Genomic DNA, 16,549 nt, shown 5'->3' with positions numbered 1-16,549 from the left:
AGAGCCTCAACCTCCAAAAACCTGACCCATTTCGCTATTTATCGACTTTTCTTTTGTTTTTCTCTTCTCTGCCCTTGTATTACTTCATCTCATACCCATTTTAGCCTTTGAGCCTGGTTTCAATTCACTGTAGACTTGAACTTATTTTTTCAACAATAATCAGGGATCGCTGTTTCATCTTTGGCTTATCACGCCGAACGTGACCATTAGAAATCAATGTGCGGGCGCATTCTATAGAATAGCGCTCTGTCTGCAGAGCTCTCAATTAACAAGATACGAATATAGAAGATCATTATGTTTTCATCAGCAATGACCAAGATTTTTGGTAGTAAGAACAAGCGCGAACTCAAGAGAATGAGAAAGGTCGTCACGAAGATAAACGCTTTGGAAGAGGATCTTTCCAAACTAGATGATGAAAGCTTAAAAGCTAAAAGTGCAGAGTTTAAGAAGCGAGTTGGTGAGGGTGAGAGCCTGGATCAGATTTTGCCTGAAGCTTTTGCAGTGTGTCGTGAGGCTGGTAAGCGTGTCTTATCTATGCGTCATTTCGATGTTCAGTTGATTGGTGGTATGACGCTGCACGAAGGTCGAATATCAGAGATGAGAACTGGTGAAGGTAAAACGCTGGTAGCAACCTTGGCTGTATACCTTAATGCTCTGGAAGGTAAGGGTGTGCACGTTGTGACCGTGAACGACTACCTTGCAAAGCGTGACTCCAAATGGATGGAGCCACTCTATAACTTTTTGGGCTTAAGTGTTGGTGTTGTCTATGGTGGCCAGCAGCCAGATGAAAAGAGAGCAGCTTACCAGTCAGACATCACCTATGGTACTAATAACGAGTTTGGTTTCGATTACTTGCGTGACAATATGGCCTTCAATCTTGAAGGTAAGTATCAGCGTGGTCTGAACTTTGCGATTGTCGATGAAGTTGATTCGATCCTGATTGATGAAGCGCGTACGCCTTTGGTTATATCTGGCGCAGTTGAGGACAGTTCCAAGCGTTATAAGCAGATTAATGCTTTGGTACCGATGCTGAAGAAAGCGGAGGTAGGTGAAGACGATAAGCCTATTGATGACGGTCACTTCACAATTGATGAAAAATCGAAAAATGTCGATTTGACTGAAGCGGGTCATACCTATCTTGAAGGACTCTTAATTGAGCATGGCGTGCTGGAAGAGGGCGATAGCCTTTACGCTGCGACTAACCTGAACATACTGCACCACGTCTATGCCGCTTTGCGTGCGCATTACCTATATGTGAAAGATGTCGATTATATCGTTCAGAATAAGCAAATTGTTATTATCGATGAACATACCGGCCGAACCATGGCTGGTCGTCGTTGGGGCGAAGGTTTGCACCAGGCGATAGAAGCTAAAGAGAATGTTGCAATTCAGGCTGAAAGCCAGACTTTGGCTTCAACCACCTTCCAGAACTTCTTCCGAATTTATTCGAAACTGGCTGGTATGACGGGTACGGCGGATACCGAAGCATTCGAGTTCCAGCAAATTTATGGTTTGGATGTTGTCGTTATTCCGACAAACAAAGAGATTCAGCGAATTGATCATAACGACCTGATCTATCTGACGCAGGAAGAAAAATACCAAGCGATCATTGATGAAGTAAAAGCTGTGGTTGCGCAAAAGCGCCCGATACTAGTGGGTACTGCATCTATTGAATCATCTGAATTTTTGTCTGCATTACTTAAGAAAGCAGGCATTAAGCACAGTGTATTGAATGCGAAGCAGCATGCTCAAGAAGCTCAGATCGTTGCGCAAGCCGGTTTGCCGGGTGTTGTAACCATTGCGACGAACATGGCTGGTCGTGGCACGGATATTGTTCTGGGTGGTAATTGGGAAGCTGAAATTAAAGCATTGAAAGACCCAAGTGATGACAAGATCGCTAAAATCAAAGCTGACTGGGAAGTACGAAATAAAGCCGTACTTGAGGCAGGCGGGTTGCATATTTTGGGTACCGAACGTCACGAGTCTCGTCGAATCGATAACCAGCTTCGTGGACGATCTGGCCGTCAGGGTGACCCAGGTAGTACCCGTTTCTTCTTGTCTTTAGAAGATAACTTGATGCGTCTGTTTGCCTCGGATCGTGTACGTAACATCATGCAAGCCTTGGGTATGGACAAAGGTGAGGCCATCGAGCACAAGATGGTGAGTAATGCGATTGAAAAGGCTCAGCGTAAAGTAGAAGGCCGTAACTTTGATATTCGTAAGTCCTTACTGGAATACGATGATGTGGCGAACGATCAGCGTAGTGTGATTTATGAGCAGCGTAACTCGGTGATGGAGTCTGATGATATTTCAGATATCGTTGCAGCGATTCGCGAAGAAGTTGTTGATGATACGATCAGTCGCTTTATTCCACCGCAAAGCCTAGACGAGCAGTGGGATATCGCCGGGCTTGAAAGCCATCTTGACTCAGAGTTTGCGGTTAAACTCCCCGTACAAGAATGGTTGGATAGTGACGATAGCTTGCACGAAGAAACCTTGCGAACCAAGATTATTGAAGAGATCGTTAAAGTTTACAAAGAGAAAGAAGAGACGGCGGGTGCGCAGTCTATGCGTAACTTCGAGAAACAAGTGTTTCTACATATTCTTGATACGCTTTGGAAGGAGCACTTGGCATCAATGGATGCATTACGTCAGGGTATCCATCTACGCAGCTACGCTCAGAAAAACCCTAAGCAGGAATACAAGCGAGAAGCATTTGTTCTATTTGAATCGATGCTGGGCAATTTGAAAAATGACGTGGTACGTGTGACCAGTCACGTGAAGATTCAGACTCAAGACGAGGCTGAAGAGCTAGAGCGACGCAGACAGCAAGAGCTAGAACAGCAATTGGGCCGGGCAAAGACTGAACATGCAGATGCCAATGCAGCCGGTAGTGAAGGTGGCTCGGCTCCGGCGGCTGAAGAAAAGCAGGCCCCTGTGACGCGAGAAGGCCGTAAAGTAGGGCGTAATGAGCCTTGCCCATGTGGCTCGGGCAAGAAGTATAAGCAGTGCCACGGTAAGGTTTCATAGCCTTACTGTTAGTAAATATTTTAATTGGAAGGAATTATGGCTGTTGGTAAGGGTGATTTACCTGCCTTTTTTGACATAGACGGTGCGCGTATCGGTGTTGTTGAGGCTGGTATCAAAACAGAGGGTCGTAAAGACCTGGTTTTGATCGAGCTGGCTCAGGGGAGCACCTGTTCAGGCGTTTTTACAAAGAATGCTTTTTGCGCTGCACCGGTTCAGCTCTGTAAAGCGCACTTGGCGACAGGTAGCTTTGCTCAGGCTTCAAATGCCTATTTAGTGGTGAATACCGGTAATGCCAATGCAGGCACGGGTAAGCAGGGTATGGATGATGCTTTGCAAAGTTGTGCTGCTATAGCTGAACAGTTTGGTGTTGCGCGAGAACAAGTGTTGCCCTTTTCAACCGGTGTTATTGGTGAAAAACTGCCTATAGAGAAGATCGTAGCGGCAATTCCTCAGGCTAAAGTTCAGTTAAAAGGTGATGCTTGGGCCGATGCGGCCGAAGGTATTATGACAACCGATACTCGACCCAAGGGTGTGTCGACTGAAATTAGCTACGCAGGCGAGACTGTTCGTATTAATGGCATCAGTAAAGGCGCGGGCATGATTAAGCCAAACATGGCAACCATGCTGGCCTATGTCGGATGTGATGCGAGCGTGCCTCAAGCTTTGCTAGATGAATTATTGCAGGAGCTTGCTGAGGCCTCATTTAATCGAATTACTGTCGATGGCGATACCTCGACAAACGATTCTTGTATTCTGTTTACGACAGGCAAGTCAAAAGCACCTTTGATTGATAAGTCTCATGCTGATTTTCCAGCCCTTAAAGACGCCTTAAGTGATGTCTTGGTCGAGCTGGCGCAATTGATCGTGCGTGATGGCGAAGGTGCCACCAAGTTTGTAACGGTTCAGGTTGAGCAGGCTAAAAGTACTGAAGAAGCACTTGAAGTGGCTTACACCATTGCTCATTCTCCTTTGATTAAGACCGCCTTATTTGCCTGCGATCCGAATTGGGGTCGTATTCTGGCCGCCTTGGGCCGGGCTTCGATTGAGGCGTTTGATTTGAGCTTGGTCGAGATATACTTGGGTGATGTCAGGATTGTTCATCAAGGCGAGAAGTGTGCCGAATATACTGAAGAGCGCGGTCAGGCAGTGATGGATCAAGAAGAGATCACCATACGTATCGACTTAGCGCGTGGCAGTGTTGAAGAAACGGTATGGACAACTGATTTGTCTCACGACTATGTGACGATTAATGCCGAATACCGGACTTAAGCTTTATTTCTAGATAAAGCATACACTTTTTTGAATTATTATCTGGCTCATAGCTGTAAAGCTTATGGGCCGTTTTTTTGTAAAGGGGCTTATGTCGTCATCAAAAATAGTTCATGTGGCCGTTGGCGTCATAGAGAGAACATCTGCTGCCGGTGCCCGAGAGATCCTGATTTCTAAGCGTCCTGATGAGGTTCATCAAGGCGGCTTATGGGAGTTTCCAGGCGGCAAGGTCGAAAGTGGTGAAACGCTTCCTGTTGCTTTAGCCAGAGAACTGGAGGAAGAACTTGGCCTGGTGTTCGATCCTGAAGAGGCTGGCGCACTGCGACCGTTGATTCAGATTTCTCATGACTATGGTGACAAGCAAGTGCTGCTCGATGTCTGGCTGGTGTCCAAATTCTCGAAAGCGCCAAGCGATGGTCTTGGCCGAGAAGGTCAGCAAGTAAAGTGGGTTGAGTGTGGGGATTTATCAAAATACAGCTTCCCTGATGCTAATGTGCCTATCATCACCGCCTGCCAACTTCCAGAGCAATATATAGTTACGCCTACCTACCCAAATTTGGATAGGGCAAGAAAAGAAGTAGAAGTTTTGTTCGAAAAATGTCCAGGCATGATACTCTTAAGGCAGCCAGATTTAAGTATTGATGAGTATTTTATTTGGCTGGATGACTTGCTGGCGACGATTCCCGGTTTAGGGCAGAGCCTAATGCTGAGTGCGCACCTTGAGTTGTCTTTTGATGCGGAGGCTTCGGCGGAGCTGCTAGGTGAATGCTTGCTTCGTTTTGAGCAATACAAAACGCGTGTTAGAGGTGTTCATTTGCCGACTTATGTGGCGAAGCGTTGTCATGTTAGACCTTTTAAAGAAAACTTTTATTTAGCGGTGTCCTGCCACTCTTTAGATGAGCTGGCACATGCACAAAGTATTCGGGCAGACTTTGCAACATTGTCACCGGTGCAGGAAACAGCTACTCACCCTAATGCCATCGCAATTGGCTGGTCTAGCTTCAGTGCCTGGCTTAAGTTAGCGACGCTGCCAGTGTATGCATTAGGGGGAATGAGCCCTGCTGATTTACCTCGTGCTTTTCAGGCAGGAGCGCAAGGTGTAGCAGGTATTGGTGCGTGGTCTAAAAGATAGCAGCTTGGTCTGATAGAATGAGTCATTAGAGTCTGGGAAAGAGGTAAGTATGTCCGACAATCTAACGCACCTGAATGAGCAAGGTGCAGCGCATATGGTAGATGTGGGTGAAAAAGAAGTTACCCACCGTATTGCACGCGCAGAAGGTTACGTTTTAATGAAGGAAGAAACCCTTCGGATGATTACCGAAGGTCGTCACAAGAAAGGTGATGTATTCGCGACCTGCAGAATAGCCGGAATTATGGCGGCAAAGAAGTGTTCGGAGCTGATTCCCTTGTGTCATGCCTTGAACCTCAGTTCTGTAAGCATAGAGATTGAAGCGCTAGGTCTCGAAGAGGGTGAACCCCGGGTAAGAATGACGGCCCAGTGTAAGCTTGATGCCAAAACGGGTGTTGAAATGGAAGCCTTAACGGCCGTGAGTGTCGCCTGCTTGACTTTGTATGATATGTGTAAGGCGGTTGATAAAGGTATGGTGATCGATCAGGTAAGATTACTCGAAAAGAAAGGTGGCCGTAGTGGTCACTATTTGGCATCGTAAAATTGAACTATTGAGTGAGAGTCGATGAGTATTAATAGCAATCAGTTAATTGACAAGTTTGGCCGTCGCGTTAGCTACGTGCGTATGTCTGTGACTGATCGCTGTGATTTTCGCTGCGTCTATTGCATGGACGAAGAAATGACCTTTGTTCCGAGACAAAAAGTCCTGACTTTGGAAGAAATGCACCAAGTTGCTGAGGCCTTTGTCGAGCTAGGTGTCGGAAAGATACGTTTAACGGGTGGTGAGCCTTTAGTTCGAGCAAACGTAATGTCCTTGTGCGAGTCGGTAGGCGCCTTGCCTGGTTTGGATGAGCTGGTGATGACGACAAATGGTTCACAGTTATCAAAAGTCGCGAAGTCTTTGCTCGCCTCGGGCGTAAAGCGTTTAAACATAAGTCTGGACACTCTAAAGGCTGACAAGTTTAAAGAGTTAACTCGCGTTGGTGATCTTGAAAAAGTGCTTCAGGGAATCGATGCAGCAATTGACGCAGGCTTTGAGAAGATCAAATTGAATGCTGTGATTATGAAGGGTCGGAATGCCGACGAAGTAATCCCCCTGATACGTTTTGCAGTGAGCAAAGGCATTGATATTAGCTTTATCGAAGAGATGCCCTTAGGCGTTATCTCGGAACATAGTCGCGAAGAAGCTTTTTGCTCGAATCAAGAGCTTAAAGAAATTATCAGTGAGGTTTGGCCGCTTCAGGTAGTGTCGACCGGCAATCGCTCCGATGGCCCGTCGCGTTATTATCAATTGCCCGGAGAAAAGACTCGCATCGGATTTATCTCGCCTCATAGTCATAACTTTTGTGGTGACTGTAACCGGGTGCGAGTGACTGCTGAGGGTTTACTTTTGCTATGCTTGGGTAATGAGCATGCGGTTGACTTGCGTGCCGTCTTGCGTGCCCACCCCGGAGACAGAGAGCGTCTGAAGCGAAGCATTATCGAGGCAATGGACCTTAAGCCAGAGCGTCATGAGTTTAACTTGTCTGAAGAGCCTCAAATTGTTCGCTTTATGAATATGACAGGTGGTTAAGCTCCTAAGTCCGAATTTATAGTTTTCGAGCTTCACCTAGATAAATATAGCCTGCGAACTTTGGTGCTTTAGGAGCGTAGAAGCGCTCAATCATTACAATTTCGAACCCGCCTGCTTGAATGAGCTTATCAATCGGGCGGTTCAGGTTACAACCTCCTGCAACACAGCCCCAGGGTTTGTTTAAACGGTGTTGCCATTTCTCAACTTTTGGTTCAGGCGCTAGGCCATGCTCACTAAATAGAAGCTTACCCTCAGGCTTGAGTACTCTATGCATTTGCTGAAGGGTTTTTTGGTAGTCGGGGATTGTGCATAAGGTGAAGGTTAGCAGGATGGTATCAACGCAGTCGTCTTCAAGCGGAATCTCTTCACCAGGTAAGTCCAGCCATTTTACTTCAATATCGGACTTTGCCACCTTAGCTGCGGCCTTTCTTCGCATTCCTTCAGAGGGCTCTAGGCCCCATACAAAGTCGATGTTCTTACTGTTGTAGAATTCAAGGTTGGCGCCAGAGCCCATGCCAATTTCGAGAACTCGTCCGGTGCATTTCGGTACTATTCTTTTACGGAGTTTCTGAATAGGGGGAGAGGTGCAGGCAGCATTGATCAGATGTGGAAGAATACGCTCTTCGTATAGGTTCATTTTCTTAGTTCTTATTATCTTTGGGAGGCTAATTAGAGCAGCTGCTTTCGGGGCTTTCAAGTTATGTAAGTTTGAATTCACTAATTTGTCGCGGAAAAGACCGTTTCAATTTACATTCGAGTTAAGCTCGCTTGTCAGAATGTGATACAATGCGCGCCCTGCAGGTCTTATAGCTTGTTTGGATGCTTGCTTGTAAGCCCTTAGTATGCCTTTTTAGTTTGTGCCAAGAGGATCGTCTGTGAAAGTTCGCTTTATTGAAACATGCCGTTTACCAACGCCTTTTGCCGTGTTTGATATGCATGGCTTTGAAGAGGTGGAGTCTGGTCAGGAGCATGTTGTATTGACCTTAGGGGATATCTCAAACGGTGCTCCTGTATTAGCGAGAACGCATTCTGAATGTCTCACTGGCGATGCCTTGTTTAGTATGCGTTGCGACTGTGGTTACCAGTTAGAGCAGGCGATGCAAAGCATTGCTGATGAAGGTCGTGGTGTATTGCTGTACTTACGTCAAGAGGGTCGTGGTATCGGCTTATTAAATAAGATTCGTGCCTACCAGTTACAAGACCAAGGTGCTGATACGGTTGAGGCCAATGAAAAGTTAGGTTTTGCGGCAGATCTCCGAGATTACACGATTTGTTATGACATGCTCGCACATTTGGGTGTTAAGGAGCTGAAGCTGATGACCAATAACCCACGAAAAGTAAAAGCTTTGCAGAGTGGTGGAGTCTCGGTTGTCGAGCGAATTCCAATTCAGGTTGGCCGTAACCCGCATAATGACGGTTACCTTTCGACCAAGGCTAGCAAATTAGGCCATTGGTTGCGCGACCATCAGGACGATGATGCGCCAGCGGACTAACTGGCGTTTTCGATTGCTTTTCGGTTGCTAAGCGCCAAGATGCTCTGTTCAATTCCTTCTGCATCTAAACCGCACTGTTTAAGCAGGTCTTGAGGCTTACCGTGAGCGACAAACTTATCGGGAAGGCCTAGATGAATGACCTGCGAAACAAGTCCTTGCCCGCGTAAGTATTCAGACACGCCGCTTCCTGCGCCGCCGGCGATCACATTTTCTTCCAAGGTGACCAAGGTCTCGTGCTTATTCGCCAGTTCATCAATCATTTGCGTATCGAGTGGTTTGATAAAACGCATGTCCACGAGTGTTGCATTGAGCTTTTCGGCAGCAGCTTTCGCCGGTTCCAGCAAAGAGCCAAATGATAGAATGGCTATTTTCTTTCCTTCGCGAATTGCTTTGGCTTTGCCTAATTCCAAGGCTTGCATCTCTTTTTCAATTTCTGCACCCGGGCCTGTGCCTCGTGGGTAGCGCACGCAAGCTGGGCCTTCATATTGGTGGCCTGTGTAGAGCATTTTCCGAAGTTCATTTTCGTCCGAAGGCGCCATCACAACTAGCTTGGGAATGCAGCGTAAGAAGGATAGGTCGAAACTTCCGGCATGCGTTGCGCCGTCTTCACCAACCAGGCCAGCCCGGTCTATGGCAAACAAAATATCCAGGTTCTGGATGGCGACATCATGAATGAGCTGATCATATGCGCGCTGTAAGAAGGTTGAGTAAATTGCGACAACAGGCTTCACTCCTTCACAAGCCATGCCTGCTGCCAGTGTTACGGCATGCTGTTCGGCGATGGCAACGTCATGGTAGCGCTCAGGGTAGAGTTCGGAAAAACGAACTAGGTCGGAACCTTCTCGCATCGCTGGCGTAATACCGACGACCCGACTGTCTTGTGCGGCGATATCGCAAAGCCACTGGCCAAAAACGTTTGAGTACTTGGGTTGGCTGGCAGGCTTATTTTCAACAGGGCTTACTTTGGGTTTTGCTTCTATTTTGTTGATTGCGTGGTAGCCAATCGGGTCGATTTCTGCTGGTGCGAAGCCTTTCCCTTTTTTGGTGACAATATGAAGGAATTGAGGGCCTTTCAGCTCCTTCATGTTTTCTAATGTTTTGATTAAGGTTGGCAAGTCATGACCATCGATAGGGCCAATGTAGTTAAAGCCTAATTCCTCAAAAAGCGTACCGGGTGCAACCAAGCCTTTGACGTGCTCTTCAGTTTTCTTGGCAAACTCCATTAGGCCGGGAGTGCTGCTCAGAATTTGCTTGCCGCCATCGCGCATCTGATTGTATGTTTTTCCTGACAGAATTCTCGCCAGATGGTTCTTCAAACCGCCTACGTTGTCCGAAATCGCCATGTCATTGTCATTTAAAATAACTAGCATGTCAGGAGCGATATCTCCGGCATGACTCATTGCTTCAAATGCCATGCCTGCTGTTAGAGCGCCATCGCCAATCACTGCGATAGACTTGCGAGAGCTGGACTGCATTTTTGCAGCCAGAGCCATGCCAAGAGCTGCACTGATTGAGGTGCTAGAATGCCCGACACCGAAGGTGTCGTATTCACTTTCTTCTCTTGCGGGAAACGCCGCAGGGCCGTCATGTTGGCGAATTTTTAATATTTGCTCGCGTCGGCCTGTTAGAATTTTATGAGGGTAAGCTTGGTGTCCAACATCCCATACGACACGATCTTCAGGGGTGTTAAATACGTAATGCAGTGCAACCGTAAGTTCGATGACGCCTAACCCGGCACCAAAGTGACCACCTGATTGTCCGACACTGTATAGCAGGTAGGCTCGCAGCTCATGGCTAAGCTGGGCCAGCTGTTCTTCCGATAGTAAGCGCAACTGAAAAGGTTCATTCACCTTGTCCAGCAATGGCGTATTGGGTCGTTGCAAAGGAATTTCTTGAAAGATCGGAAAAGTTGTATGCATTGGCTATAAATTACAGATAGATAGTAAGGGTCGAAGTATAACAGAAACCTTAAAGGGAGGAGTGCAGTTTTTACGACTTAATCGACGTTACACCTCTTACTTTATTCTGGAAATAATATAGTCACTAATCGCTGTAAGTTGCTGAACATTTTTGTCGCCGAGATTACTCAGCGCGTTGATAGACTCTTGGTGTAGCGCTATAAGTTTTTCTTTAGCGCCCTCTAAACCAAGCTGGGCAGGATAGGTCGGTTTGTTTAGCGCGATGTCAGCACCTTGGGTTTTTCCAAGTGTTTGGGTGTCACTGATAATATCCAGAATGTCGTCTTGAACCTGGAAAGCTAAGCCAATAGCCTGTGCGTAGTTGGTTAGCGCTTCATATTCTTGTTTCGTCACGCCTGACGGGCTGCTTAGCGCGCCTATTTGTACAGAGGCTTCAATCAGGGCACCAGTTTTATGTCGATGCATGTTTTCAAGCTGGCTCAGAGACAAGGTTTGCCCGACAGAGTTAAAATCGATTGCTTGCCCTAGCACCATTCCTCTGGCACCACTTGCTTTTGTCAGCAGCTGGATCATTTTGATCTGGCTTTCGAGACCAAAGTGTTTGGCTTGGCTGAGTAATTCAAAGGCCATTGCTTGTAAGGCATCACCTGCCAGAATAGCCGTGGCTTCATCAAACGCTTTATGGCAGGTGGCCTGACCTCTCCTCAAGTCATCATCGTCCATCGCGGGTAGGTCGTCGTGGATAAGAGAGTAGGCGTGAATAAATTCAATTGCACAGGCTGCATCCATTGCCTGCTCTGCCTGAACTGCAAAGCAGTTGGCTGTCGCTAAGGCTAAAATGGGTCGAATGCGCTTGCCTCCCATTAAGGTGCTATATCGGATCGCTTCGCCCAAGTGAGAGTTTGGCGCGCAAAACTGATCCAGGCGCACCTTAAGTGCTGTATTAATTTGAGACTGATATTCTCTCAGAAAGCTTGGGATACTACTTGAATTATCGTTCACGGTAAGAAGTCTTGTATTGATCGGGTCTTGGGCTAGGCGTCAGTATTGCTTTGCTCTTGGAGCGCATTTAACTCAAAGCCATTGTCGCTTTGAGTTAATACAGATACGCGTTGTTGAGCGCTCTTCAAGGTGTTTTGGCAGTCTTTGCTTAGCTTGACGCCTTGTTCAAAAGCGTCAAGAGATTGTTCCAAAGATAGCTGTCCTTGCTCCATTTTATTGACGATTTCTTCGAGAGCTTGTAGTGAAGTTTCAAAGTCATTAATTGAATCGGAAGAGGACATAAAAATCTCAACTAAAAAAGAGGTAAAAAACAGGAACTTTCAATTTTTCGGGCTACACTAATTGTAAATTAATATGTATTAGTGTGACTACTGCCAGGCGACATAGATCGTTTGATCACGTAAACCTAATCGAACAATTATACATACAGATGAAACTTCCTTGTAACAAAATCACGTAATTATTTTCTTTTTAGCGTGCTTGGAAGTGTCTTGAATTAATAGTCAATTTCAATAGTTGAAGGCATTAAGTGGCACATCTGTAAGATGGGAATTTTTTTCTAGGAGCGTTTAGTGGATTTAGCAACCCTCATTGGCTTACTTGGTGGCTTTTGTATCGTTGTATTTGCAATGACCCTGGGCGGCTCAATAGTTCTGTTTATCGACGTACCCTCGGTTTTGATCGTGCTAGTTGGTTCCTTTCTTGTTTTGATGATGAAATACAACCTTGGGCAGTTTCTTGGCGCAGGAAAGACTGCAGCCAAAGCGTTTATGTTCAAGTTGGAGTCGCCTGAAGAAGTGATTACTTTGGTCGTAGAGCTGGCAGATGCAGCTCGAAAAGGTGGTTTGCTATCGCTTGAAGGGAAGGAGATAAATAATGACTTTCTAGCGCGTGGTATTGCTCTCTTAATCGACGGCCATGATGAAGACGTTGTTAAAACAGTTCTGACGAAAGATAAGAATATGGCCGTTGCGCGGCATAAGGCAGGCGCAAGTGTTTGGTCTGCTCTAGGAGACCTGGGGCCGGCGATGGGAATGATTGGTACCTTGATCGGTTTGGTTGCGATGCTGTCCAACATGGATGACCCGAAGTCCATTGGTCCTGCGATGGCGTTAGCTCTATTGACCACGCTATATGGAGCGATGCTTGCAAATATGGTTGCTATCCCTTTTGCTGACAAACTGACTCTTAGAATGGAAGAGGAAGAGTTGATCAAGTCCATGTCAATCGATGCCGTTTTGGCGATTCAGGCTGGTCAAAACCCACGTGTTATTGAAGCTATGTTGAGAACCTACTTGTCTGAAGGCAAGCGAGAAACAGGTGAAGAATAGTTCTGGTTTATTAAGCAGCCTGTATGTTTTTAGTTTGATCTCTGAGGTAACAACTCGACAATGAGTGATGAAGAAGAAAAAGATTGCGATTGCGTCCCCGGGCTCCCCGCATGGATGGGGACTTTTGCGGATCTTATGTCCCTCCTTATGTGCTTCTTTGTTCTGCTATTATCGTTCGCAGAAATAGATGTACTCAAATTTAAGCGTTTAGCTGGTTCAATGCGTAATGCCTTTGGTGTTCAGAATCAGGTTGATGTTACGTCGATCCCGAAAGGAACCAGTATTATTGCTCAAGAGTTCTCTCCGGGAAAACCAGACCCCACACCTTTGCAAGTGGTGATGCAGCAAACGACTGACTCAGATCACCAGACTCTCGAAGTATTGTGTGAGGCTCAGATAGAGAAAGCCGTTGCAGAAGCTTGTGATGAGTCAACTGAAAACGCTCAGGATAAAAAGGCCCAAATCAGTGAGTTTGTTGCTCAAAAAATGATGGAGCTGGAAGAAGAGGCTGAAACCAAGGCAGAAGAAATTGCTGAGAAGCTCCAGACCGAAGTTGCCAAAGATATGGTGGAGCTGGAAACCCAAGGTCGTAAAATTATTATTCGAATTCAGGAAAAAGGAGCCTTTTCTTCTGGTTCAGCTCAGCTTCAGGATGAGTTTATTCCAGTGCTTGATAAGCTGATTGATATCCTCGAGTCAATTGAAGGTGATATCGCCGTGCAGGGGCATACTGATGATGTGCCGATTCAAACTGTTATGTTCCCATCAAACTGGGATTTGTCGGTCGCAAGGGCTTTGGAAGTTGCGCACGGGCTATTTGATGACGGCTACCTAAAACAAGATAGGTTTAGCATAACAGGCTTTGCGGATACTCGGCCGCTGGTGCCGAATGATACGCCTGAGAGTAGAAAGCGAAATCGCCGGGTAGAGATTATTCTTCAAGAGAAAACTGATAAGCAGGTGAAGGAAGAGCTGCGTGAAGAAAGCAAGACGCTGGATGCTAACTCTCAAGCAATTGATAACTTTTTCGAATTGGACCCTGACGAGATCTTCTAGAAAGGAGAGTGTGTGATGGGTTTATCTAGGGATAATATATATGGGTGTAAATTCAGTGACGCACGACAGTGAAAGAAGACGTTATTTTAGAGTGACGGACCTTGTTGGTCTTCGTTATCGCTTTCTTTCGGAGGGTGAAACTGATTTGGCGGTGCAAGCTCAACCGACTTCTCTGAAGTCTCTGCTGTCACAGATAGAGCACCAGATAGCAACAGATCTGACAGTACTGAAGAATTCCCAACCTGAAATTCATAATATTCTTGATCTTTTTAACCAGAAAATAAATTTGGCTTTTGGCCACGGTCTTGCCTCTGGCCAAGAAGAGGGTCTCGAGCAGTCTACTTCTGCTTGTCAGGTTAATTTGAGTGCTTGTGGAATCGCTTTCCCGCTTGAAGAAAGTGCTGCTTTGAATCAGCATGTTCATATAGAACTAACGCTATACCCCAGTAATACTCGATTGCAGCTCTTAGCAGCTGTTATTGCTTGTGATGCATTGGATGAGAGCATTGATGGCAAGCCCTGGCTTGCGCGCGCTGACTTCGTTAATGTCACCGAAATTGATCAGGAAACATTGGTTCAGCATGTCATTAAGCGCCAGGTTCAACAGCTAAAAGGTAATCGATCTGAAGATGACGGTAGCTTGCAATGAGCTAGAGTCTGTCGAGCTCTAGCTTAAAAAGTTATGTTTGTTATGTTGTCGTTAAATTTGCTGCTACCCTTCTGATACTGACGTTCAAGAAAGAAAGCTTTATTGATCTGCTCGTTCTTAGCCGTACCTAAAGTTTCTTTATCAATAATGATGACGCTGCTCGCACGAGTTCCATAGTTGGGCGTTCTAATAAAGGGGGAAGAGAGCACTTGCTCAAACTCTTGAGGGATGCCTGTCTGCGGCAGTTCTTCAGGCGATGCTTGTTCTTGGTTCTGTAGTGCCAACAGTAAGTGTCTAGCTGCTTCAGTGTTATCAGGGTTCTGCCGGGCCTGTTCGAGAGCTGTTTTGGTTTTTCGTACTTTTGGCCAAGGCGTATCTAGCAGGTGGTTACTTAAGCCATACCGTCCCGGCTTTAGGGTTTGACTACCTCTCGTCTGACCACGATTATGGCAATATACCAAGTCTGAGCCATCAAACAGAAGAGCGTTAAATCCGGCATATTCATCGCTTGAAATTTGAGCTGCAAACTCATTTGCAGAGCAGCTTGCTTGAAGGAAGCTTGAGGGAATTTCTCCACGAGATCGTTCGTATACTCTGGAGTCTGGCGCGCGATAATTTGTAATTGCAGCGAGGCGGCCACCTTTGGAAAGGGCTAACCAGGTGCCACCCATTTTTAAATCTCGGCCGCCAAATATGTCAGGGCTATCTTCCCAGAAATGAGCGTTAAGTGTAGGGCGGGCGTAGTACTCATCTCTATTTGAGGCGAGTGTCAGTATTCGTGCTTGCTCGGGCTGCCAATCAAAAACTATTAAACACATTGAAAGAATGACCTCAGAATGTAATACAGCTATCATACCATGCAATTATTTAGGGGTAGATACGGACTATGTTTATTGTGAGCTACTTGCTGGCGGGTATCTTTGCCGGGTTAACGGCAGGGCTCTTTGGCGTGGGTGGTGGTTTAGTCGTCGTGCCTATCCTGGTTTTTGTCTTCGAAAGCCAAGGTTTCCCCGCAGAAGTCTTGACCCATATGGCGATAGCAACTTCACTTGCGACCATAGTGTTTACCTCGATGAGCTCGGTATATAATCACCATAAGAGAGGCGCGGTTTTGTGGTCGGTGTTTCGGCCGATGAGTGCTGGTATTGCGCTAGGTGCGGTGCTTGGTGTATTAACGCTGGTGCAACTAGATGGCTGGATGCTGAAAAAGCTGTTTGGACTTTTTGCGGTGATTGTAGCGCTGCGAATGTTTATCAAATCCGCTAGCTTGCAGTCTTTGGCGATACCCGGAAATATCGCACTATCTATAATGGGCGTGGTCATTGCGTGGTTTTCTTCTATCTTCGGGATTGGTGGTGGAACACTTAGCGTTCCTTATTTGAGTCGGTATCGTATTGAGATGAAAGAAGTGGTGGGTACCGCCGCTGCATGTGGTTTACCCATCGCTTTATTTGCCACGCTCAGTAATGTGATGATGGGAAGTGATTTGCAAGGACGGCCTGAATGGAGTTTGGGATTGATCTACCTACCTGCTTTACTCGGAATATCTATTTGCTCTGTATACTTCGCGAGGGTTGGAACGCAGTTGGCGCATCGCTTGTCGCCTCTGTTACTGAAAAGATTGTTTGCAGGTTTTCTGCTATTAGTTGGTGTTCGCTTTCTAGTGACTTAGCTCTGTTTAATATTAAAAATTTAAGGAATTACAATGGCGTTGTCGTATCCCCAGATAGATCCGGTTGCTTTGGACTTAGGGCCAATTCAAATTCATTGGTATGGCTTAATGTATTTGATTGGTTTTGTGGCGGCTTACTTACTAGGGCAGAGACGAGCCCAACGACCTGGTGCTCCAATTGCCAAAGAGCAAGTCGGAGATATGATTTATTACTGCGCATTGGGGGTAATCCTGGGGGGGCGCCTGGGCTACGTATTCTTCTATAACTTCGACAAATTTCTCGATGACCCAGCTTGGTTGTTTAGAATCTGGGAAGGTGGAATGGCCTTTCATGGCGGCTTAATCGGTGTGATGTTAGCCATTGTTTTTTATGCACGAAAGATTGGCTGCACTTTTTTTCAACTATTGGACTTTATCGCGCCTCTT

General features: G+C 46.3%; 16 protein-coding genes. 11 read left to right on the top strand and 5 right to left on the bottom strand.

Going from position 1 to position 16,549, the window contains the following annotated elements; all coding sequences use genetic code 11:
• Positions 1 to 294 precede the first annotated feature (294 nt).
• The 5 genes from secA to moaA all read left to right on the top strand — a co-directional run bounded on the left by secA (position 295) and on the right by moaA (position 7,001).
• Positions 295 to 3,030 carry a preprotein translocase subunit SecA gene (secA, locus tag A3729_RS02185; RefSeq protein WP_068633057.1) on the top strand — a complete coding sequence of 912 codons (2,736 nt, stop codon included), beginning with the start codon at positions 295 to 297 and terminating at the stop codon, positions 3,028 to 3,030.
• 36 nt (positions 3,031 to 3,066) lie between these two features.
• A complete protein-coding gene (argJ, locus tag A3729_RS02180) occupies positions 3,067 to 4,299 on the top strand; it encodes a bifunctional glutamate N-acetyltransferase/amino-acid acetyltransferase ArgJ (RefSeq protein WP_068516350.1) in 1,233 nt (410 codons plus the stop codon).
• Positions 4,300 to 4,390: 91 nt separating this feature from the next.
• Entirely contained in the window at positions 4,391 to 5,431 is a 1,041-nt protein-coding gene (locus A3729_RS34325; RefSeq protein WP_082865281.1) for a Nudix family hydrolase, read from the top strand.
• A gap of 49 nt (positions 5,432 to 5,480) precedes the next feature.
• Positions 5,481 to 5,969, top strand: coding sequence for a cyclic pyranopterin monophosphate synthase MoaC (moaC, locus tag A3729_RS02170; protein WP_068516348.1), 489 nt, complete (start codon positions 5,481 to 5,483; stop codon positions 5,967 to 5,969).
• Between the two features lie 24 nt (positions 5,970 to 5,993).
• Positions 5,994 to 7,001: a GTP 3',8-cyclase MoaA gene (moaA, locus tag A3729_RS02165; RefSeq protein ID WP_068516344.1), complete on the top strand. Its 1,008-nt coding sequence runs from the start codon at positions 5,994 to 5,996 to the stop codon at positions 6,999 to 7,001.
• Between the two features lie 16 nt (positions 7,002 to 7,017).
• Here the strand turns inward: moaA and A3729_RS02160 are convergent, their stop codons facing one another.
• Positions 7,018 to 7,638 carry a class I SAM-dependent methyltransferase gene (locus A3729_RS02160; protein WP_068633055.1) on the bottom strand — a complete coding sequence of 207 codons (621 nt, stop codon included), beginning with the start codon at positions 7,636 to 7,638 and terminating at the stop codon, positions 7,018 to 7,020.
• A gap of 238 nt (positions 7,639 to 7,876) precedes the next feature.
• On the opposite strand from A3729_RS02160, the gene ribA reads away from it, so the two are divergent.
• On the top strand, positions 7,877 to 8,494 hold the full coding sequence (gene ribA, locus A3729_RS02155) for a GTP cyclohydrolase II (protein ID WP_068508589.1): 618 nt from the start codon (positions 7,877 to 7,879) through the stop codon (positions 8,492 to 8,494).
• Here ribA and dxs read toward each other — a convergent pair.
• The 3 genes from dxs to A3729_RS02140 all read right to left on the bottom strand — a co-directional run bounded on the left by dxs (position 8,491) and on the right by A3729_RS02140 (position 11,696).
• On the bottom strand, positions 8,491 to 10,413 hold the full coding sequence (gene dxs, locus A3729_RS02150; protein WP_068516339.1) for a 1-deoxy-D-xylulose-5-phosphate synthase: 1,923 nt from the start codon (positions 10,411 to 10,413) through the stop codon (positions 8,491 to 8,493). The two genes, ribA and dxs, sit on opposite strands and share 4 nt — an antisense overlap.
• 96 nt (positions 10,414 to 10,509) lie before the next feature.
• Positions 10,510 to 11,415 (bottom strand): polyprenyl synthetase family protein, encoded by a 906-nt coding sequence (locus tag A3729_RS02145; protein WP_068516336.1) that lies wholly within the window; start codon positions 11,413 to 11,415, stop codon positions 10,510 to 10,512.
• Positions 11,416 to 11,447: 32 nt separating this feature from the next.
• The gene (locus A3729_RS02140) at positions 11,448 to 11,696 is read right to left on the bottom strand and encodes an exodeoxyribonuclease VII small subunit (RefSeq protein ID WP_068515370.1); all 249 of its coding nucleotides are present in this window, start codon (positions 11,694 to 11,696) and stop codon (positions 11,448 to 11,450) included.
• A gap of 291 nt (positions 11,697 to 11,987) precedes the next feature.
• Between A3729_RS02140 and pomA the strand changes: the two genes are divergently transcribed.
• Genes pomA through A3729_RS02125 form a run of 3 tightly spaced genes read left to right on the top strand, consistent with a single transcriptional unit; the run spans position 11,988 to position 14,451 of the window.
• Complete coding sequence (pomA, locus tag A3729_RS02135) at positions 11,988 to 12,746, top strand: flagellar motor protein PomA (protein WP_068516334.1); 759 nt, start codon at positions 11,988 to 11,990, stop codon at positions 12,744 to 12,746.
• Positions 12,747 to 12,806: 60 nt separating this feature from the next.
• A complete protein-coding gene (locus A3729_RS02130; RefSeq protein ID WP_068553495.1) occupies positions 12,807 to 13,802 on the top strand; it encodes a flagellar motor protein MotB in 996 nt (331 codons plus the stop codon).
• 40 nt (positions 13,803 to 13,842) lie between these two features.
• The gene (locus A3729_RS02125) at positions 13,843 to 14,451 is read left to right on the top strand and encodes a PilZ domain-containing protein (protein ID WP_068516205.1); all 609 of its coding nucleotides are present in this window, start codon (positions 13,843 to 13,845) and stop codon (positions 14,449 to 14,451) included.
• A 23-nt stretch (positions 14,452 to 14,474) separates the two neighbouring features.
• Here the strand turns inward: A3729_RS02125 and A3729_RS02120 are convergent, their stop codons facing one another.
• Positions 14,475 to 15,269, bottom strand: a complete 795-nt coding sequence (locus A3729_RS02120) for an NRDE family protein (protein WP_068516208.1) — start codon at positions 15,267 to 15,269, stop codon at positions 14,475 to 14,477.
• A 68-nt stretch (positions 15,270 to 15,337) separates the two neighbouring features.
• Between A3729_RS02120 and A3729_RS02115 the strand changes: the two genes are divergently transcribed.
• Complete coding sequence (locus tag A3729_RS02115; protein WP_068516211.1) at positions 15,338 to 16,123, top strand: sulfite exporter TauE/SafE family protein; 786 nt, start codon at positions 15,338 to 15,340, stop codon at positions 16,121 to 16,123.
• Between the two features lie 33 nt (positions 16,124 to 16,156).
• Positions 16,157 to 16,549 (top strand): prolipoprotein diacylglyceryl transferase (gene lgt / locus A3729_RS02110; protein ID WP_068633053.1); only part of this gene is annotated, 393 nt, incomplete at its 3' end.

Source organism: Oleiphilus sp. HI0043 (assembly GCF_001634935.1).
This window is presented reverse-complemented; position numbering and strand designations above follow the sequence as displayed.